The following is a 17,756-nucleotide window of genomic DNA, read 5'->3' as shown; positions in this document are numbered from 1 at the left end:
CTCACACGTCCCGCTTCTCCAGCAGCGCGACGGCGCCCGCGAACGCGACGGCCGTCACCCCCACGATGATCCACAGCGGGTCCCAGCCCGAAGGTCCGGACTCGCTGAGGGAGTTGGAGTAGAAGACGCTCAGCTGGTTCGGGATCGAGTACTCGAACAGCGCCTGCCTTACGTTCTCCAGGGACTGCGAGAACATGAACAGGGCGACGACCAGCGGGGCGAGCACGGTGCCGATCATGATGGTGATCGCTCCCGCCGAGTGCCGGATGATCGAGCCGATGATCAGTGAGAGCAGCCCGAGCAGCGCGACGTAGAGGGAGACCCCGACGGTCCCCTTCAGCCACTCGCCGGCGGACGGGTCCTTGGCGCCGTTGTCCTTCAGCAGCGAGGCGTCCACGAAGGCGACGAACGACGTGGCCACCAGCGTCACCACGAACGCGACCGCGAAGAACACGATCGCCTTCGCCGCGAGCACGCGGGCCCGGCTCGGGCACGCCGTCATCGTCGTGCGGATCATGCCGGTGCCGTACTCGGAGGCCGTGGTCAGCACGCCGAGCGTGATGATGCACATGAGGCCGAGCAGCAGTCCGAAGAAGCCCAGGGAGAGCGGGTTCTCGCCGTTCATCTCGGACGAGGAGTTGCTGACCACGACGGCGGCGAGCAGCCCGATGCCGAGCACCAGGACCACGAACACCCCGAGCGTCCAGATCGTCGACCGCACCGACTTGATCTTCGTCCACTCGGAGGCCAGCGCATGCCCGAGATGCGTCCGCACGACGGGGATCGGCGAGGTGTACCCACCGTACGAAGGGCCGTTCGCCGCCTGCCAGTTGGGCGCGGCGGCCGGCGGCATCGGAAGCTGGGGCGTACTCATCGGGCGTCCTCGGGCTTGGTCAGGTCGGGAGTGGGGGCGGAGGCGGGAGCGGTCGGGGCGACGTCCGCGGCCGGAGGCGCGTCCTGGGGCGGCTGTGGCGGCGTCTGCGGGGCCACGGGGGTCGGAGGCCCGTACGGTCCCGGTGCGGCCCCGCCGGGCGCCGCAGGAGCGGCATACGGGTTCGGGGCGCCGTACGGATTCGCCGGCGGCTGCCCCATCGCGAACGGCTGTCCGCCCTGCGCCGGGGACGGCGGCGCGTACCAGCCCGGCTGGCCCTGCCCCGGCACCGGCATCGGCGGCTGCGCGCCCGGCGGCAGCGGCTGCATCAGACCGGCCTTCTGGTCGATCGTCGAGCGGTAGTCGACGGCCCCCTGCGTCATCCGCATGTACGCCTCCTCCAGCGAGGCCTGATGCGGGGACAGCTCCCACAGCCGTACGTCCGTCTCGTGCGCGATGTCGCTGATGCGGGGGAGCGGCAGTCCGGTCACGCGCAGCCCGCCGTCCTGCTCGGGGAGTACGTGGCCGCCCGCCTCGGTCAGCGCGGAGGTCAGCTTTTCGCGGAGCTGCGGCTCGGTGTCCGGGGTGCGCACGCGCGCGAAGTCGGCGGAGTTGGCCGAGATGAAGTCCCGCACGCTCATGTCGGAGAGGAGCTGCCCGCGTCCGATCACGATGAGGTGGTCCGCCGTCAGTGCCATCTCGCTCATCAGGTGGGAGGAGACGAAGACCGTACGGCCTTCCGCCGCGAGCGCCTTCATCAGGTTCCGCACCCAGAGGATGCCCTCGGGGTCGAGGCCGTTGACCGGCTCGTCGAAGAGCAGGACCTGGGGGTCGCCGAGGAGTGCGGCGGCGATGCCGAGCCGCTGGCCCATGCCGAGGGAGAAGCCCTTGGAGCGCTTTCTCGCCACGTCCTGGAGACCGACGACTCCGAGCACCTCGTCCACCCGCCGGGCCGGGATGCCCGAGAGCTGGGCCAGGCTCAGCAGGTGGCTGCGGGCGCTCCGGCCGCCGTGCACCGCCTTGGCGTCGAGCAGGGCGCCGACCTGGCGGGGGGCGTTGGGCAGCTTGCGGTAGGGGAAGCCGCCGATCGTCACCTGTCCAGACGTGGGGTTGTCCAGGCCGAGGATCATGCGCATCGTCGTCGACTTGCCCGAGCCGTTGGGCCCGAGGAAGCCGGTGACGGCACCGGGCCGCACCTGGAAGGAAAGGTTGTACACGGCGGTCTTGTCGCCGTAGCGCTTGGTCAGGCCGACAGCCTCGATCATGCTCCGCACCCATCGAAAGGATCAGGACAGCAGGGCGCACGCCCCCGTAAGGGTTAGGAGGATATCGGGGCGCTGACGGTTCCGCTCAAGAGAAAGTAAAGCCGTGGCCTTGGGTGGGGGCATGGCGGTACCCGGCGTTTTCGTCCCGGCACGGGCCGGTGGGGGTGTCGGGGTCGTGTCGGTACGACGAGCCCGCCGCGGGTTGCGCCCCTCTGTCGGTTGCCACAGTGGACGGCGTGGGGACCAGCTGAGCGGCGGGCTCGCCGTACCGCCACGACCCGCTCACGTACGTCGGCGAGTGCGGGTTCGTGGGGTGCGGGGGACCTGGGCGCGGGTGGTGGGGTGCGGAGTGCCTCGACAGCGGTGTCCTCTGGGGCCGTCTCCCACGCGCTCGGACGACTCCGCGCGGGATGCCTCCCGCCGCGTGGCCGACGGCGCTCGCTGATGTCGGCGCTGCCGCTGTCGTGCGGCCCCAGACGTCGGGCCTCGCTCGCGTGCCCTGCCGGGCGCTGCTGGCGTCCCAGATTCGTGTGGGCGGCTCCATCGCGCAGGCCGTGTCGGCCGTCGATGCCGGCGCTCAGGCCGTGGTGCGGTCGAAGGCATCGGATCCCAGTCGCGTGCCCTGCTCGGCGCCACCGATGGCCCGAGGCTCGTGTGGGCGGCCCGATCACGTAGTCCGCGTCCGCCCGCCGACGCCGAGGTCGGCGTCGCCGTCGTCGTGGGGCCGAAGGCATCGGGCCTTGCTCAGGCACCGTTCGCGGGCCCCGCCCGGGCGTCGCTGACGCTCCGCGAGCCGATCTCCCGGCGAAGCCCTACGCGTCCCGTCGCTTCAGCAGGACGTACGCGCCGATCAGTGCCGCGGCCACCCACAGGGCCATGATGCCGAAGCCGCCCCAGGGGCCGTACGGGGCGGAGTCGTCGACCGGGGTGACCACCTGCATGATCTTGCTGCCGGCCTGGTCGGGGAGGTACTGGCCGATCTTCTTCGTCGCGGAGACGTTGCCGAGGATGTTGGAGATCAGGAAGAAGAAGGGCATCAGGATGCCCAGGGACAGCATCGGTGAGCGCAGCATCGAGGCGACGCCCATGGAGAACACCGCGATCAGGGTCATGTAGAGGCCGCCGCCGATCACCGCGCGCAGCACACCGGAGTCGCCGATCTCCGCCTTGTGGGAGCCGAGCATCGCCTGGCCGAGGAAGAACGTGACGAAGCTGGTCACCAGGCCGACGACAAGGCAGAGCCCGGTGGCCACCGCGATCTTGCCGAACAGGAAGGTGCCGCGCTGCGGGACGGCCGCCAGGGACGTGCGGATCATGCCGGTGCTGTACTCGTTCGACACCACGAGCACCCCGAACACGATCATCGCGAGCTGCCCGAGGCTCATCCCGGCAAAGCTGATGAAGGTGGGGTCGAAGGAGAGTTTGTCCTTCTCGCTCATGTCGTTGAACTGGTTCTTCGACAGCGCCGAGATCAGCATGCCGAGCCCGATCGTCACCACCAGGGCGAGGGACAGTGTCCACACCGTCGAGGCCACGGAACGGATCTTCGTCCACTCCGACCGGATGACCTGGGTCGCCGCCATGTCAGTCCTTCTTCCAGCCGTCGCCCCAGCCCTGCCGCTGCTCGGCAGGTGCGACGGGGGGTGCCATCAGAGGTGCGTCGGAATGCGCGTGGTACTCCACCGACTCCGCGGTCAACTGCATGAACGCCTCCTCCAGGGAGGCCTGTTGGGGACTCAGCTCGTGCAGTACGAGCTGGTGCTGCGCGGCCAGTTCACCGATCTGCTCGGACTTGCCGCCGTCCACCTCGAGGGTTCCGTTGCCGGATTCGACGACGGTGACCCCGGCCTGGTGGAGTACGTCCAGCAGCCGCTCGCGGTTCGGGGTGCGGATCCGTACGTACGACCGCGAGTTCTGCTGGATGAAGTCGGCCATGGAGGTGTCCGCGAGGAGCCGGCCCTGGCCGATGACAACGAGGTGATCGGCCGTCAGCGCCATCTCGCTCATCAGGTGCGAGGAGACGAAGACCGTACGGCCTTGCGCGGCAAGGGACTTCATCAGGTTGCGGATCCAGTGGATGCCCTCGGGGTCGAGCCCGTTGACCGGCTCGTCGAACATGAGAATGCGTGGATCGCCCAGCAGTGCGCCCGCGATGCCGAGCCGCTGGCCCATGCCCAGGGAGAATCCCTTGGCCTTCTTCTTCGCCACGGAGGTGAGCCCGACGGTGTCGAGCACCTCGTGCACCCGGGCCTTCGAGATCCCGTTGCTCTGCGCCAGGCACAGCAGATGGTTGAAGGCGCTGCGTCCGCCGTGCATGGCCTTGGCGTCGAGGAGCGCGCCGATGTACTTCAGCGGGTCCTTGAGCTGGTCGTAGTGCTGGCCGTCGATGCGGACGTCACCTGAGGTCGGCCGGTCGAGCCCGAGCATCATGCGCATGGTCGTCGACTTGCCGGCGCCGTTCGGGCCGAGGAAGCCCGTGACGATTCCGGGCCGGACAGCGAAGGTGAGGTTGTTGACCGCCACCTTCTCGCCGTACCGCTTGGTCAGCCCCTCGAGCTCGATCATGCGGCCACGCTAAGACGGCAGTTCGGCGGATGCCACCCGAACGGGCAAACAGAGTCCGACGACGCAGGCAACAACCGTGAACGCCGTCGCCCAGGCGAACGCGTGAGGGAAAGCGGAGGGCACACGGCGGCGGGGTGCCGCCCTGGAGGCCGACATCCTGCACGCCGCCCGGGCCGAGCTGACGGCGGTCGGATACACCAGGCTCACCATGGAGGGCGTCGCCGCCCGGGCCCGTACCGGGAAGCAGGTCCTCTACCACCGCTGGCACAACTGCGCGGACCTCGTCATCGCCGCCATGCGCCACCACAGCGGGTCCAACGCCGACCGGGCCCCGGACACCGGTTCACTGCGCGAGGACGTCCTCGCCCTGCTGCGGCTGATGTCCGAGAGGAGCGGGCCGCCGAGCGCGGCGAGGTGCCCACCGCCGACCTCCCCGAGCGGATCGTCACCCTGCCCACGGACCTGCTGCGCCACGAGATCGTGCTGAGCGACCGGCCGGTCACGGACGCGGCGCTGGAGGAGATCGTGGACGACGTCCTCCTGCCGCTGGTGACCGGACGCGGCTGAGGCCCGCACCCCCGAAGGGAATGCGGGCCTCAGCCGTGTGACAGGTGCTTACCGGGACTGCTGAGCCGGAACCCCACGGGAGATGGGCTCGTCCTCGACCGGAGAGCTCGCGGCGGCCACCGCGGCGCCGGTGAGCGTGGCGAGCATCTCGCGCACGTTCGTCAGCTGAGCGTTGATGCTGTCGCGGCGGTTGGTGAGGGCGGCCAGCTCGCGCTCGGACTCCGAACGGATCCGGTCGGCCTTGGCGTTCGCGTCGGCCACGATGTCCTCGGCCTGGCGCTGAGCCGTCTCCACCGTCTGCCGGGCGCGGCGCTCCGCGTCCGTGCGCAGCTTCTCGGCCTCCAGCCGGAGCTGCTCCGCGCGGTGCTCGATCTCCGCGAGACGCTTCTCCGCCTTCTGCTGACGGGACGCCAGGTCGCGCTCGGACTGCTCGCGGCGCTTGGCGAGGTTCGTCTCGAAGTCGGCGGCGGCCTGCGCGGCCTTGGCGCGGGTCTCCTCGAAGAGGGCGTCGGCCTCCTCGCGCTTCGACTGGGCGTCCTTCTGGGCCTCGCCGCGCAGCTGGGAAGCGTCGCTCTTGGCCTTCTCGACGATCCGGACGCCCTCGTCCTCCGCCTTGGCCTTGCGCTCCGCAGCGAACGATTCTGCGTCGTTGCGGACCTGCTGAGCAGCGGACTCCGCGAGTTCGCGGTGCTGCTCGGCCGCGCGCCGGGCCTCCTCGCGCAGATCCTTGGCCTCTTCCTCGGCGAGGCGGAGGATCTTCTCGACCCGCGCGCCGAGACCGGCGTACGACGGCTCCGCGTCGCTGACCTGGGCCTGGGCGTTCTGCGTTTCGAGGTGGAGCTCCTCGATGCGCTTTTCAAGAGCAGTGATACGAGCCAGAGCGCTGTCACGGTCGGAGACGAGCTTCGAGATGCGTTCGTCCACCTGAGCGCGGTCGTACCCACGCCGCACAAGCTCGAAGCCGTAGGGGGAAGTGTCGCTCATGGGGTTCCTGTCGAATGAGACCGGTGAGGTGATAGGTGGAATCCTAGGGGCCGAAGCGGTGTGTCATCGAGCGGATGCGTGTTTGATCTGGAGAATGACACCCCTTTTGAGTGGCTAACCGTCCGAGCGCTTGCCAAAGACCGGGACAAAGGCACCAGAACGCCCGAACCTCATAGCAGGTTCTTAATCTTGAACCAGGGCCTGCCCGGTGGATCCTGTCGCAGACGCGGGGTGTGGCACGCACTCCCCCACTGCCTCAAAGGCGTGGGGGGACCCCCAGCGGCGTTGTCCTGGGCCGCCGATGCTCCGCGTCGGACTTCCTCCTCCGACTTGCAGCTGCACGCACCACACTCCGCTCACCGGCGCTCATGAGGCACCGTCACTTTCCTGCGACCTGATCCGCCGGACAGGCCCTAGCCTTCAACCGACTTGCCACCCGAACGAGTTGCGCCCGCGGCGGCGCCGGCCTTGACCGCGCCGTCCTTGGCCGCCGTCGGGGCCTCAAAAGACTCCAACGCCTCAAGGACGTCCTGGACACGGGAGATTTCGGCATTGATGTCCTCGCGGCGGCGGACCAGCACGTCGAGTTCGCGCTTGCCCTCCTCCACCGTGCGCCGGGCCTCGCGGATCGCCTCCGCCTTCAGCTCCTCGGCCTCACGGATCAGCGTGGACTTCTTCTGCTCGGCCTCCTTGAGGAGACCCTCCGCCTTCTTCACCGCGGCGATACGGACCTTGCCCGCCTCGGAGTTGGCCTCCGAGACCAGCTCCTTGGCCTTCATCTGCGCCTTGCCGAGCTGCTCCTCGGCCGCCTTGATGAGCGCGTCGCAGCGGTCGCCGGCCGACCTCATCGTCTCCGCGGACTCACGGCGGGCCCGTTCGTGCAGACTCTCGATCTCGTTCGTGATGCGGTCGCGCAGCTCCTCGGCCCGCTCCCTTATGGCGGTGGCGTCCCGGCGCGCGCCGACCAGCAGCTCGTCCGCGTCCGTACGGGCCTGCTCCACCCGGGAGTTGCCCTCGACGGTGGCCTCGGACACCAGCCGGTCCGCCTCCTTACGGGCCGCGCCCACCATGGAGTCGGCCTGCGCCTCGGCGTCCGCCGTGGTCTTCTGCGCCTGCTGCTGCGCCTCGCTGAGAAGCTTGTCGGCCTCGGCCGCGGTCTCCGTGATGAGCGTGTCGACCTGCTCGGCGACGTCCGAGCGGCGCTTGTTGGCCTCCTTGCGGGCCTCGTCCAGCGTCCGCTCCGACTCCTCGCGCGCCGCCGTGGTGACCCGCTCGGCCTCCGCCTCCGCGTCCGCCCGCAGCCGCGCGGCCTCGGCCCGGGTCCGCTCGGCGTGCAGCTGCGCGGCCCCGACCGTCTCGGCGGCCTCGGCACGCAGCCGCTCCGCGTCCCCGGTCGCGTCCGAGATCAGCTTCTCGGCCTTGGCCACGGCCTCCGCACGCACCCGCTCCGCCTCGTTGGCCGTCTCCGTCTGGAGCCGCTCCGCCTCCGCCGTCACCTCGGTGATGAGGGTGTCGGCCTGCGTCGCCGCGTCCGAACGGATCCGGTTGGCGTCCTCGCGGGCGTCCGCCCGGGCCCGCGCCGCGTCCTGGTCGGCCTGCGCGATCGCGTCCGCCGCCTCCGTGCGCCCCCGCTGGAGATGCTCGGCGGCCTCCGAACGCATCCGCTCGGCCTCCGCGATCGCCTCCGCGACCGTGCGCTCCGCGAGCGCCTTGGCGGCGTCCGTCTCCTCGCCGGCCACACGCCGGATGCGGTTGGCGTCCTCGGTGGCCCGCTCCCGCTCGCTGTAGGCGTCGGCGCGGACCCGGTCCGCCTCCTCCTGCGCCTCGCGCCTCACCCGGTCCGCGACGTGCTCGGCCGCCGACCGCAGTCCCTGGATCTCCTCCTGGGCCTGCTCGTGCAGCCCGGCGACGGACTCCCGCACCTGCTGGGCGTGCTGCTCGGCGCCCGACACCATCTCGGTGGCGCGCCGGTCGGCCTCCTCGACCAGCCGGACCGCCTCGGCCTGCGCCTCCTCCACCCGGTTGCGGGCGGAGGCGAGCAGCTCCTCGCTCTGCTCCCGGGCCCGCTCGCGCTCCTGCCCGGCCTCCTCACGGGCCGACCCGAGCAACTCCTCGGCCTCACGACGACGCCGTACGGCCTCCTCCTGGGCGGCGGCCAGCGTCTCCGACGCCTCGATGGCGAGGCGCTCGGCGGCGGCCTGCGCCTCCGCGCGGACCCGGTCGGCGGTGTCCTGCGCCTCGGTCTTGAGCCGCTCGGCCTCCGCGGACGCCTCGGACCGCAGCCGTACGGCGATGGACTCGCCCTCGGCGCGGGAGGCGGACGCGTCGGCGGCGGCCTCGTTGCGCAGCCGGTCGGCCTCCGCCTCGGCCTGCGCCTGGAGGGAACGGATGCGGTCGGCGGCCTCGCCGCGCAGGCGCTCCGTCTCCTCGGCGGCCTCGCGGCGGATCCGCTCGGCCTCCTCGCGGGCGTCGGTCAGGGCCTGTTCGGCCGCGGCGAGCCGCTCCTCGGTCTCGGTGTGCAGCCGCGCCAGGCCCTCGGCGGCCTCCTCGCGGCGCGCCTCTATGGCCCGCTCGGTCTCGTCGCGCAGATCGCGCGCGGCCTGCTCGGCGTCCGCCTTGATGCCCTCGGACTGCTCGATGACCTCCGCGCGGTGCCGCTCGGCCTCCTTGCGGGTGCGGTCGAGGGTCTCCTCGGCCTGCCGGCGCAGGGTGGTGGCGCGCTCGATGGCCTCGGTGCGGACCTTCTCGCTGTCCGTGGTGGCGGTCTGGCGCAGTTCGTCGGCGTCGGCCCGGGCCTTGGACAGCAGTTCCTCGGCGGTCCTGGCCGCCTCCTCGATCTGCTGGACGGCCTCGCGGCGGGCCTCGGCGCGGATGCGCTCGCCCTCGCCGACCGCGTCGGCGCGCAGCTGCTCGGCCTCGCCGCGCAGCCGGCGCGCCTCCTCCTGCAGCTCGACCGTCTTGGCGCGGTACTCCTTGGTGTCGTCCTTCGCCGCGCCCTTGAGTCCTTCGGCGATGTCGTGCGCCTGGGCGCGCAGCCGGTCGGCCTCGGCCTCCGCCTCGGAGCGGATCCGCTCGGCCTCCTCGGCGGCGGCCTTCGTGGTGTTCTTGGCGTCCTCGGACGCCTTGTCGAGAACGTCCTCGGCGGTCCGGGCGGCCTTGGCGAGCTGGGAGGCGGTCTCCTCGGCGGTGAGGCTGCGGGCGTTCTCCTCGGCCTCCGCGACGATCTTCTCGGCCTTGGCCTGGGCCTCGGCGACGACCTGATCGGCGTCCGCCTTGGTGGTCTCGGCCTCCTTGGTGGCCTCGGTGACCAGCCGGGCGACCTGTTCCTTCGCCGTACGCGTGCGCTGCTCGTTGGCCGACTCGGCGCTCGCGAGGGCCTTGGCCGCGGCCTCCTTGGCCTCGGTGAGGACCTTCTCGGCCTCCATGCGCGCTTCGCGCAGTGAGGTTTCGGCCTCCGCCATCCGCAACTCGGCGGCCCGGCTCAGCTCGGTGGCCTGCCGGCGGGCGGAGTCCGACTCGTTGACGGTGGAACTGCGCAGCTGCTCGGCGTGGTCAGTGGCTTCCTGGGCCTGGCTGGAGGCGGCGTTCAGCAGCCGTTCGGCGTCCGTGCGGGCGCGCCGCAGGAGTGCCTCGGCCTCCGAGCGGGCGGCCTCGGCGTCCATCTCCAGCCGCTGCCGGGCCTCGGCGGCGATCCGCTCGGCCTCGGCGCGGGCGGCGGCCAGCGCCTGCTCGGCCTCGGCGCGGGACTCCTCGACCAGCCGGCGGGCCTGTGCTTCGGAGCGGGCGCGCAGCTGCTCGGCCCACGCCACGTTCTCGTTGACGTGCGACTCGACGGTCTGCCGGCGCTCGCCCAGTTCCTGGTCGAGCTGCTGGCGCCGGGTCACGGCCTCCTGGTGCAGCTCCGCCTGGAGGCGGGCCGCGTTCTCCGCGTGTTCCTGGAGGATGCGCTGGGTCTGCGCGCGGGCCTGGCTGAGCTCCCGCTCGGCGTCCTGGCGCAGCTGGTCGGCCTGGATCTGGGCATTGCGGAGCATCTGTTCGGCCTGGTAGCCGATGTCGCCGCCCTCGTACGCGGGCCGGGACATGAGGGTGCGGCGCGCCTCGTGGAGCTTGGCGCGCAACACCTCGACCTGGTAGCCGAGGTCCTCGGCATGCTGGATCGCCTTTTCCCGCTCGGTCTTCAGCCGCTCCATCTCGGCCTCGAACCGAGAGAGGTGGTCGACGTCAGCCGCCGGCTCTCGCTCCTGGCGTTCGTAGCCCCGCACTGCGCGGTCCCATCCGTCCCCTGGTCGCGGTTTACTCCAACGAGCGCCGTCCATCCGCCGAACGGTGCTCCCGGGGAATGGTGTCAGATCAACGGCGGAGCACGGGCTGCTGCCCCGACGCTCGCCCCCCGAAACCGGACCCCGGCATGCCGTTGCCCTGGTTGCGAGCGACGACCGACCCCAACCCTACCGGCCCATATGTACGAGGGTCAGTGCTCAGGTGACTCAACAGGCGCCGAAGTGACCAGTTCTGTCAGTACGCCATGGCAATCCTTTGGATGCAGGAACGTGATCCGTGACCCCATGGAGCCGCGCCGGGGCTCGTCGTAGAGAACGCGTACGCCCTTCTCCCGGATGTCCTCGGAGTCCGTGTCGACGTCCGCCGTGCCGAAGGCGATGTGGTGGACCCCCTCCCCGTTCTTCGCCAGCCACTTTCCTACGGCCGAGTCCTCGCGGGTGGGTTCGAGGAGCTGGAGGTAGGAGGCGCCGCCGTCGTCCGTGTTGTTGATCTTCAACATGGCCTCGCGTACGCCCTGCTCCTCGTTGACCTCGGAGTGGAACACCTCGAAGCCGTACGTGGCCCGGTAGAACTCGACTGTCTTGTCGAGGTCGAAGCAGGCGATCCCGATGTGGTCGATTCGCGTCAGCATGTATGTAGTGCAGCGCTACCGGGATGGTTACGCAACGTGCGCGCGATCACACCGACGGCCCGATGACGGGGTGGTCTACCGGTCAGTACATTTCAAGTAAACCCTCGTTCACTCCTCAGCTGAAACACGCTGGAAGGGGATCGCACCTCATGTCTGGAACGAACAGCACGACCTCGGTGATCGTCGCGGGCGCCCGGACGCCCATGGGACGGTTGCTGGGCTCCCTGAAGTCCTTCTCCGGAGCCGACCTCGGCGGCTTCGCGATCAAGGCCGCCCTCGACCGTGCGGGTATCGGTGGCGACCAGGTGCAGTACGTGATCATGGGCCAGGTGCTCCAGGCCGGGGCAGGGCAGATCCCGGCACGCCAGGCCGCCGTCAAGGCGGGCATCCCCATGAGCGTCCCGGCGCTCACCATCAACAAGGTCTGTCTCTCCGGCCTCGACGCCATCGCGCTCGCCGACCAGCTCATCCGTGCAGGTGAGTTCGACGTGATCGTCGCGGGCGGCCAGGAGTCCATGACCAACGCCCCGCATCTGCTTCCCAAGTCCCGCGAGGGATACAAGTACGGCGCGATCGAGATGCTCGACGCGATGGCCCACGACGGCCTCACCGACGCCTTCGAGAACATCGCGATGGGCGAGTCCACGGAGAAGCACAACACGCGGCTGGGCATCGCCCGTCCCGAGCAGGACTCGGTGGCCGCCCTGTCCCACCAGCGGGCCGCGGCCGCGCAGCAGAACGGCGTCTTCGAGGCCGAGATCACCCCCATCGAGATCCCGCAGCGCAAGGGCGAGGCCGTCGTCTTCAGCAAGGACGAAGGCATCCGCGCGGAGACCACGGTCGAGTCGCTGGGCAAGCTGCGCCCCGCGTTCACCCGCGACGGCACGATCACCGCCGGCACCTCCTCGCAGATCTCGGACGGTGCCGCGGCCGTGGTCGTGATGAGCAAGACCAAGGCGCAGGAACTCGGTCTCCAGTGGATCGCCGAGATCGGCGCCCACGGCAATGTGGCGGGACCCGACAACTCCCTCCAGTCGCAGCCGTCCAACGCGATCCTGCACGCCCTGAAGAAGGAGGGCCTGGAGGTCGAGGACCTCGACCTGATCGAGATCAACGAGGCCTTCGCCGCCGTCGCGGTCCAGTCAATGAAGGACCTCGGGGTGTCCACGGAAAAGGTGAACGTCAACGGCGGAGCCATCGCCCTGGGCCACCCCATCGGCATGTCCGGCGCCCGTCTCGTCCTGCACCTCGCCCTGGAGCTCAAGCGGCGCGGCGGCGGGGTCGGCGCGGCGGCGCTGTGCGGCGGCGGCGGTCAGGGTGACGCGCTGATCGTGCGGGTACCCAAGGCCTGAGCTGTACTTTTCCGACGGAACGGAGCTGTGATGCAGGACGTCGCCTCGCTGGTGGCCCAGGCCAGGGAAGGCCGGCCGCGGGCCGTGGCCCGGCTGATCTCCCTGGTGGAGGGGGCGTCCCCCCAGCTCAGGGAGGTCATGGCGGCGCTCGCACCGCTGACTGGCGGGGCATACGTCGTGGGCCTCACGGGGTCGCCGGGCGTCGGCAAGTCGACGTCCACCTCCGCGCTCGTCACGGCGTACCGCAAGCAGGGCAGGAGGGTCGGCGTCCTGGCCGTCGACCCGTCCTCGCCGTTCTCGGGCGGCGCCCTGCTCGGCGACCGCGTCCGCATGTCGGACCACTCCTCCGACCCCGGCGTCTACATCCGCTCGATGGCCACCCGCGGCCACCTCGGCGGCCTCGCCTGGTCCGCTCCGCAAGCGATCCGCGTCCTCGACGCGGCGGGCTGCGACGTGATCCTGGTGGAGACGGTCGGGGTGGGCCAGTCGGAGGTGGAGATCGCCTCCCAGGCGGACACTTCTGTCGTGCTCCTGGCCCCGGGCATGGGCGACGGCATCCAGGCGGCCAAGGCCGGAATCCTGGAGATCGGCGACGTCTACGTCGTCAACAAGGCCGACCGCGACGGCGCCGACGCGACCGCCCGCGAGCTCAACCACATGCTCGGCCTCGGCGAGTCCCGCGGCCCCGGCGACTGGCGCCCCCCGATCGTCAAGACGGTCGCCTCCCGCGCGGAGGGCATCGACGAGGTCGTGGAAGCCCTCGAGAAGCACCGCGCATGGATGGAGGAACACGGCGTCCTCGCGGAACGCCGAGCGGCCCGCGCGTCCCGCGAGATCGAGACGATCGCGGTCACGGCCCTGCGCTCGCGGATCGGCGACCTGCACGGGGACCGGCGGGTCGGGGCTCTCGCGGAACGGGTGGTGGCGGGGGAGTTGGATGTGTACCGGGCGGCGGACGAGCTGATCGCGGGGATCACGGAGGGCTGAGTCGATGGTCAACGCGCTTGTGCCGCTGCTACGTTGACCCACATGTTCCTCCTCATGGCATAGGGCGCGCCGAACACACCGGCGTCCCTTTCCCATGCCTCCAGTTGAGGAACATTCGCATGCCCGCGCCTTCTCGCACGCCGACTCCGGCGTGCCCTTCGTACGCCGCCGTGCTCCAACTCCCGTACGCGCGCCGCACGTTCACCGCCGCCCTCGTCGGCCGCCTCTCCTACGGAACGGTGTCCCCGGCCGTGCTGCTCGCGGTAGTCCACTCCACCGGCTCGTACGCGACAGCCGGCACGGTCATGGCCGTCCTCGGAGCCACGGCCGTCCTCCTGATGCCCCTCCGCGCGGCCCTGGTCGACCGCCACGGCCCACGCCGGGCCCTGCTGCCCATGGCGATGCTCTACGGCGGCCTTCTGTGCGTTCTCGCGGCGGTGACCTGGCGCCCCGGAACACCGGAGGTGGTGCTCGGCGCGGTTGCTGCGCTAACAGGCATGTGCGCGCCCCCACTTGGCCCCACCATGCGCTCCGTGTGGGCCGAACTGGTTGGTGATCGCGGCCTGTTGCAGCGCGCGTACAGCCTCGACGGCGTCGCGGAGGAACTCCTGTACGTCATCGGTCCGTTGGTGGTCGGCGCGGTACTGGCCTTCGCCCCGCCGGCCACCGCGATCCTGCTCAGCGCGGCGTTGATCGGCTTGGGGACCCTCGCCTTCGTCACGTCACCCGCACTGGCCGGGGTACGCGTTCCGGCAGGCGCCGTGCGGGGATTGAAGCTCTCCAGGGTCCGAGGGCTGCTCGGCCCGGTCGTCGTGGCCGCCGGAATGGGGCTCGCGCTGAGTGCCGTCTACCTGCTGGTGATGGCGTTCGCCGAACAGCGGGGGTACGGCGACGCCGTCGTGCCCTGGATGCTGGCAGCCGTGTCGGCGGGCAGCGCGGTCGGCGGCCTGCTGAACGGCGCCGTGAACTGGCGTACGGCCGCGAGGGTGCGGCTGGCGTGCTCGGCGCTGGGGCTCGGGCTGGCGCTGGTGGCGGCCGGGGTCGCCCCGGGGCTGTGGTCACTCACCGTGGCGGTGGCGTGCGCGGGCTTCTTCGTCGCACCAGCTCTGACCACCGCGTATCTGCTCGCCGACGAGGTGGCGGCGCCGGAGGCGCGGACGCAGGCGGGAGCGTGGGTCAACACTGCGGTGAACGCGGGGAGTTCGGGCGGCTCGGTGGTGACGGGGCTGCTCATAGGACGGTTGCCGGTGGGGGTGTGCTTCGTGATCTCCGGGGTGGTGGCGGTCGTTGCGGGGGCCGGATCGGTGGTTCGTCCACCGCGCCGTGGTGGCTGGTCGCGCCCACGCGGCGGAGCCGCACATTGACACAGCCGCGCGCCCCTGAGAACGACGAATGCGGGCGGGGTCCATACCCGCCCGCATTCGATCAGCTGCCGTTACGGACGCCCCCGCTGCCCCCGCAGATGCTCCGCGATCGGCTTCAGCGTCTTGTCGAGTTCCGACAGTCCCTCAGGCGTCACGAGGTCGATGAAATGCCGTCGTACGGACGCCACATGATGGGGCGCGACCTTCTTCATCGTTTCCAGGCCGTGTTCGGTGAGTACCGCGTACAGGCCCCGGCGGTCCGACTCGCAGTTCTCCCGGCGTACCAGGTCCGCGTTCTCCATGCGGGTGATCTGGTGCGAGAGGCGGCTCTTGGACTGGAGCGTGGCGGCGGCGAGGTCGCTCATCCGCAGCCGTTTGTCCTCCGCCTCGGAGAGGTTCACCAGGATCTCGTAGTCGTTCATCGTCAGGCCGAACGGCTGCAGGTCCTTTTCGAGCTGGTACGTCAGCAGCCTGTTGACCTCCAGGTGGGTGCGCCAGGCGCACTGCTCCTCATCGGTCAGCCAGCGCGTGGCCGTCTCGGTCTCCATGAATGAAGTCTACCTAAAATGTTGAAAGGCGAACTAGTGAGGGTGGTGTGACGGCGCGCACACGTTCGACGTCACACTCCGCAGACTACCGCTCACAGCCCGAAGCGACGCTGGAGATCCCCCAGCTGTCCGGGAAGGCGCGGTGCGCCCGCTTGCTGTGAGGGGCCTGTGCGCACCCCGCCCCCACCCGGTACCCCCGGCTCGTGCGGCACAACCCCTGTGGCCTGCTCGGGCATGAGGTTCTCGGAGGACTGGAGCAGTACCGTACCCGCCCCTACGAACTCGAACTGGTGCTCCTCGCCGGAGGCCCCGCCGATCCCCGTCATCGCACGTAGACCCCCCATCAGACCGGTCATGTACGCGTGGTCGTAGTGATGGCACGGGGAGGGGCAGTCGGCCCAGCCGACGAGCGCCTGCGGGTCGACCCGGATCGGGGGTTCCATGAACACCACCGGCCCGCTGGAGGCGGCCACGATCTTTCCGGTTCCGATGAGTGTCAGAAAGCCGGGAACAATCGACTGCTTGAGAGCGAGACTTGGCTGAAAAGCGAGCAGGTTGCCCGAGCGAATGGTCATGTTGGCGTCTTCGAGGTCGTACGCGTTGACGTCGAAGGCCCGGTCGGCGAGCAGCATCTTGCCCGAGCCGTCCGCCACGACCCAGTCGCTCGCGTGCAGAGGCGAATGGAAGGACGTACGGACAAGCCGGTCGAGTCGCCCGTGCCCGATGCCGTTGAACTCCATCGAGCCGTAGTAGGCGATCATCTTCCCCTTCTGCAGGAACCACTGGCTCCCCTTGAGCTCCACGCAGAAGGTGTACTTGTTGACGTTGTCGTCGACCGGCAGGGTCATGGGGTCGAAGACCGTGGGGCCGGACCCCGCGTACTGGCTCACAGTTTCTCCTCCGACGCCTGGACGTACACCGCGCCGCTGCCGCTCAGCTCCAGCTGGAACGCCTCGCCGGAGCCCCGGCCCACCATGTCGCGCCAACCGAGCGCCGTGGACAGCTTGTTGCGGACGTCGCCGTGGTGGGCGACGTAGGCCTGCGGGTCGACGTGGACGGGTCTGCCGGGGGTGATCGGCACCTCGAAGACACCGCCGTGGGCCATCACGGCGACCGCGCCCCGCCCCTGGAGGGTGGTCGTGAACAGTCCCTGGCCGGTGACCTGGCCGCGGACCATGCCCATGACGCCGCCCTGGGAGCCCATGAACATCGTGCCCTGCTGGAGGGTGCCCTCGAAGGCGAGGAGACGGTCGGCCTCCACGTAGAGGGTGTCTCCGGTGAGCTCGATGATCTGGATGTGGTGGCCGCCGTGACCGAACATCACGGTGCCGCTGCCCTCGACGGTCATCAGGGGAGTGGATTCGTTGGCGACGCGGCGGCCGAGCATCGACATGACGCCGCCCTGGCCGCCCTGGATGTTCGGGGTGAAGGAGACGTCGCCCTTGTAGGCGAGCATCGCGCCCCGCTGGCTGTACAGCCGCTGGCCCGGCATCACCGTGGCCTGGATCATCTTCGAGTTGATCTCCGTGAACGGCATGTCACACGTCCCCCGCGATCGTGTTCCGCTCGCTGGGCTGGACGTAGACGAGCCCGTCCCCCTCGAAGCGGATCTGGAAGGCCTCGCCGCCGCCCTCCCCGAAGAAGGTGCGGAAGGTCACACCGGACTGGAAGGACTGGTGCAGGTTCCCCTGGTGCGCGATGTACGCGCCGGGGTCGACGGTCAGCGGGTACTGCCGGCTCACCCGCAGCACCACCGCCGGGCCGTCCGACATGATCGCCGCCTGGCCGTGGCCCTCGACGGTCGTGGTGAACAGCCCGTTGCCCTGCGAGGCGCCGCGCAGACCGGTGAAGGTCGTGCCGGTACGCAGCCCGGCGTCGGTCGCGAGCAGGTTGCTCGACTCGACGTACAGCTTGTCCCCCTGGAGATTCACGAGGTTGATCTCGGAGGCCCGGTCCGCGAACCAGCAGGTGCCCTGCCCCCTCACCTCCATCACCGTCATCTGCTCACCGGTGAGCCGCCGGGTGACCATCCCCCGGATGCCCTCCCCGCCGCCCGTCATCTTCTTGAAGGCCATCTGCCCGTCGTACGCGACCATCGAGCCGTTCTTCGCCTTCACGGCGTCCCCGGTCATGTCGACGGCGAGCACCTTGCTGCCCTGGAGTCGAAACATCGCCACGGTGCGAAGGTAGCCGTAGGGTGCGAAAGCCGACAGGGCCCGTGGGTGGAGAACAACCCTGAGCTGCCCCCTAGAAGGCTGATGAAGATCTTGTTGAGGGGCTGTCCGGCCGGAGGCCGGATGGCCCTTCTTTGTTATGTGGTGGCTGGGGCGAGGTGCCAGGC

Annotated in this window: 15 protein-coding genes; 4 read left to right on the top strand and 11 right to left on the bottom strand. The window is 70.2% G+C overall.

Features of this window, described 5'->3' with window-relative positions:
• Nucleotide 1: 1 nt before the first annotated feature.
• The 4 genes from ACFXC1_RS14920 to ACFXC1_RS14905 all read right to left on the bottom strand — a co-directional run bounded on the left by ACFXC1_RS14920 (nt 2) and on the right by ACFXC1_RS14905 (nt 4,701).
• Nucleotides 2-874 (bottom strand): ABC transporter permease, encoded by an 873-nt coding sequence (locus ACFXC1_RS14920; RefSeq protein WP_381242734.1) that lies wholly within the window; start codon nt 872-874, stop codon nt 2-4.
• Nucleotides 871-2,136 (bottom strand): ABC transporter ATP-binding protein, encoded by a 1,266-nt coding sequence (locus ACFXC1_RS14915; RefSeq protein WP_381242732.1) that lies wholly within the window; start codon nt 2,134-2,136, stop codon nt 871-873. Before ACFXC1_RS14915 ends, ACFXC1_RS14920 begins: the two co-directional genes overlap by 4 nt.
• Before the next feature lie 812 nt (nt 2,137-2,948).
• On the bottom strand, nt 2,949-3,719 hold the full coding sequence (locus ACFXC1_RS14910) for an ABC transporter permease (protein WP_381242730.1): 771 nt from the start codon (nt 3,717-3,719) through the stop codon (nt 2,949-2,951).
• Nucleotide 3,720: 1 nt separating this feature from the next.
• A complete protein-coding gene (locus tag ACFXC1_RS14905; RefSeq protein WP_381242728.1) occupies nt 3,721-4,701 on the bottom strand; it encodes an ABC transporter ATP-binding protein in 981 nt (326 codons plus the stop codon).
• A gap of 261 nt (nt 4,702-4,962) precedes the next feature.
• Here ACFXC1_RS14905 and ACFXC1_RS14900 point away from each other — a divergent pair, with 261 nt between their 5' ends.
• Complete coding sequence (locus ACFXC1_RS14900) at nt 4,963-5,268, top strand: TetR-like C-terminal domain-containing protein (protein ID WP_381243530.1); 306 nt, start codon at nt 4,963-4,965, stop codon at nt 5,266-5,268.
• 48 nt (nt 5,269-5,316) lie between these two features.
• Here the strand turns inward: ACFXC1_RS14900 and ACFXC1_RS14895 are convergent, their stop codons facing one another.
• The 3 genes from ACFXC1_RS14895 to mce form a co-directional block, all read right to left on the bottom strand.
• A complete protein-coding gene (locus tag ACFXC1_RS14895; RefSeq protein WP_019073154.1) occupies nt 5,317-6,252 on the bottom strand; it encodes a coiled-coil domain-containing protein in 936 nt (311 codons plus the stop codon).
• A 413-nt stretch (nt 6,253-6,665) separates the two neighbouring features.
• Nucleotides 6,666-10,514, bottom strand: coding sequence for a polarized growth protein Scy (gene scy, locus ACFXC1_RS14890; RefSeq protein ID WP_381242726.1), 3,849 nt, complete (start codon nt 10,512-10,514; stop codon nt 6,666-6,668).
• A gap of 209 nt (nt 10,515-10,723) precedes the next feature.
• Entirely contained in the window at nt 10,724-11,164 is a 441-nt protein-coding gene (mce, locus tag ACFXC1_RS14885; RefSeq protein WP_381242724.1) for a methylmalonyl-CoA epimerase, read from the bottom strand.
• Nucleotides 11,165-11,313: 149 nt separating this feature from the next.
• On the opposite strand from mce, the gene ACFXC1_RS14880 reads away from it, so the two are divergent.
• The 3 genes from ACFXC1_RS14880 (at nt 11,314) to ACFXC1_RS14870 (ending at nt 14,867) form a co-directional block, all read left to right on the top strand.
• Nucleotides 11,314-12,516, top strand: coding sequence for an acetyl-CoA C-acetyltransferase (locus tag ACFXC1_RS14880; protein WP_381242722.1), 1,203 nt, complete (start codon nt 11,314-11,316; stop codon nt 12,514-12,516).
• Between the two features lie 30 nt (nt 12,517-12,546).
• Nucleotides 12,547-13,503, top strand: a complete 957-nt coding sequence (gene meaB / locus ACFXC1_RS14875) for a methylmalonyl Co-A mutase-associated GTPase MeaB (protein WP_381242720.1) — start codon at nt 12,547-12,549, stop codon at nt 13,501-13,503.
• 119 nt (nt 13,504-13,622) lie between these two features.
• Nucleotides 13,623-14,867, top strand: a complete 1,245-nt coding sequence (locus ACFXC1_RS14870) for an MFS transporter (RefSeq protein ID WP_381242719.1) — start codon at nt 13,623-13,625, stop codon at nt 14,865-14,867.
• 71 nt (nt 14,868-14,938) lie between these two features.
• Here ACFXC1_RS14870 and ACFXC1_RS14865 read toward each other — a convergent pair whose 3' ends face one another.
• From ACFXC1_RS14865 to ACFXC1_RS14850, 4 genes are all read right to left on the bottom strand, one after another.
• The gene (locus tag ACFXC1_RS14865; RefSeq protein ID WP_362981864.1) at nt 14,939-15,415 is read right to left on the bottom strand and encodes a MarR family winged helix-turn-helix transcriptional regulator; all 477 of its coding nucleotides are present in this window, start codon (nt 15,413-15,415) and stop codon (nt 14,939-14,941) included.
• Between the two features lie 92 nt (nt 15,416-15,507).
• The gene (locus ACFXC1_RS14860; protein ID WP_019073148.1) at nt 15,508-16,305 is read right to left on the bottom strand and encodes an AIM24 family protein; all 798 of its coding nucleotides are present in this window, start codon (nt 16,303-16,305) and stop codon (nt 15,508-15,510) included.
• Nucleotides 16,302-16,952: an AIM24 family protein gene (locus ACFXC1_RS14855; protein WP_381242718.1), complete on the bottom strand. Its 651-nt coding sequence runs from the start codon at nt 16,950-16,952 to the stop codon at nt 16,302-16,304. Before ACFXC1_RS14855 ends, ACFXC1_RS14860 begins: the two co-directional genes overlap by 4 nt.
• Nucleotide 16,953: 1 nt before the next feature.
• On the bottom strand, nt 16,954-17,586 hold the full coding sequence (locus tag ACFXC1_RS14850; protein WP_019073146.1) for an AIM24 family protein: 633 nt from the start codon (nt 17,584-17,586) through the stop codon (nt 16,954-16,956).
• Between the last annotated feature and the right edge of the window lie 170 nt (nt 17,587-17,756).

The organism is Streptomyces hokutonensis (assembly GCF_042751305.1).
GTDB lineage: Bacteria > Actinomycetota > Actinomycetes > Streptomycetales > Streptomycetaceae > Streptomyces > Streptomyces hokutonensis_A.
The sequence above is the reverse complement of the archived record's forward strand: the minus strand, read 5'-3'. Positions and strand labels throughout refer to the sequence as shown.

What these genes read in the sequence shown, in the direction of transcription:
- ACFXC1_RS14905 (WP_381242728.1), bottom strand. Translation starts at nt 4,701, where the DNA reads ATGATCGAGCTCGAGGGGCTGACCAAGCGGTACGGCGAGAAGGTGGCG.
- mce (WP_381242724.1), bottom strand. Translation starts at nt 11,164, where the DNA reads ATGCTGACGCGAATCGACCACATCGGGATCGCCTGCTTCGACCTCGAC.
- ACFXC1_RS14850 (WP_019073146.1), bottom strand. Translation starts at nt 17,586, where the DNA reads ATGTTTCGACTCCAGGGCAGCAAGGTGCTCGCCGTCGACATGACCGGG.
- meaB (WP_381242720.1), top strand. Translation starts at nt 12,547, where the DNA reads ATGCAGGACGTCGCCTCGCTGGTGGCCCAGGCCAGGGAAGGCCGGCCG.
- ACFXC1_RS14880 (WP_381242722.1), top strand. Translation starts at nt 11,314, where the DNA reads ATGTCTGGAACGAACAGCACGACCTCGGTGATCGTCGCGGGCGCCCGG.
- ACFXC1_RS14870 (WP_381242719.1), top strand. Translation starts at nt 13,623, where the DNA reads ATGCCCGCGCCTTCTCGCACGCCGACTCCGGCGTGCCCTTCGTACGCC.
- ACFXC1_RS14915 (WP_381242732.1), bottom strand. Translation starts at nt 2,136, where the DNA reads ATGATCGAGGCTGTCGGCCTGACCAAGCGCTACGGCGACAAGACCGCC.
- ACFXC1_RS14855 (WP_381242718.1), bottom strand. Translation starts at nt 16,952, where the DNA reads ATGCCGTTCACGGAGATCAACTCGAAGATGATCCAGGCCACGGTGATG.
- ACFXC1_RS14865 (WP_362981864.1), bottom strand. Translation starts at nt 15,415, where the DNA reads ATGGAGACCGAGACGGCCACGCGCTGGCTGACCGATGAGGAGCAGTGC.
- ACFXC1_RS14920 (WP_381242734.1), bottom strand. Translation starts at nt 874, where the DNA reads ATGAGTACGCCCCAGCTTCCGATGCCGCCGGCCGCCGCGCCCAACTGG.
- ACFXC1_RS14910 (WP_381242730.1), bottom strand. Translation starts at nt 3,719, where the DNA reads ATGGCGGCGACCCAGGTCATCCGGTCGGAGTGGACGAAGATCCGTTCC.
- ACFXC1_RS14895 (WP_019073154.1), bottom strand. Translation starts at nt 6,252, where the DNA reads ATGAGCGACACTTCCCCCTACGGCTTCGAGCTTGTGCGGCGTGGGTAC.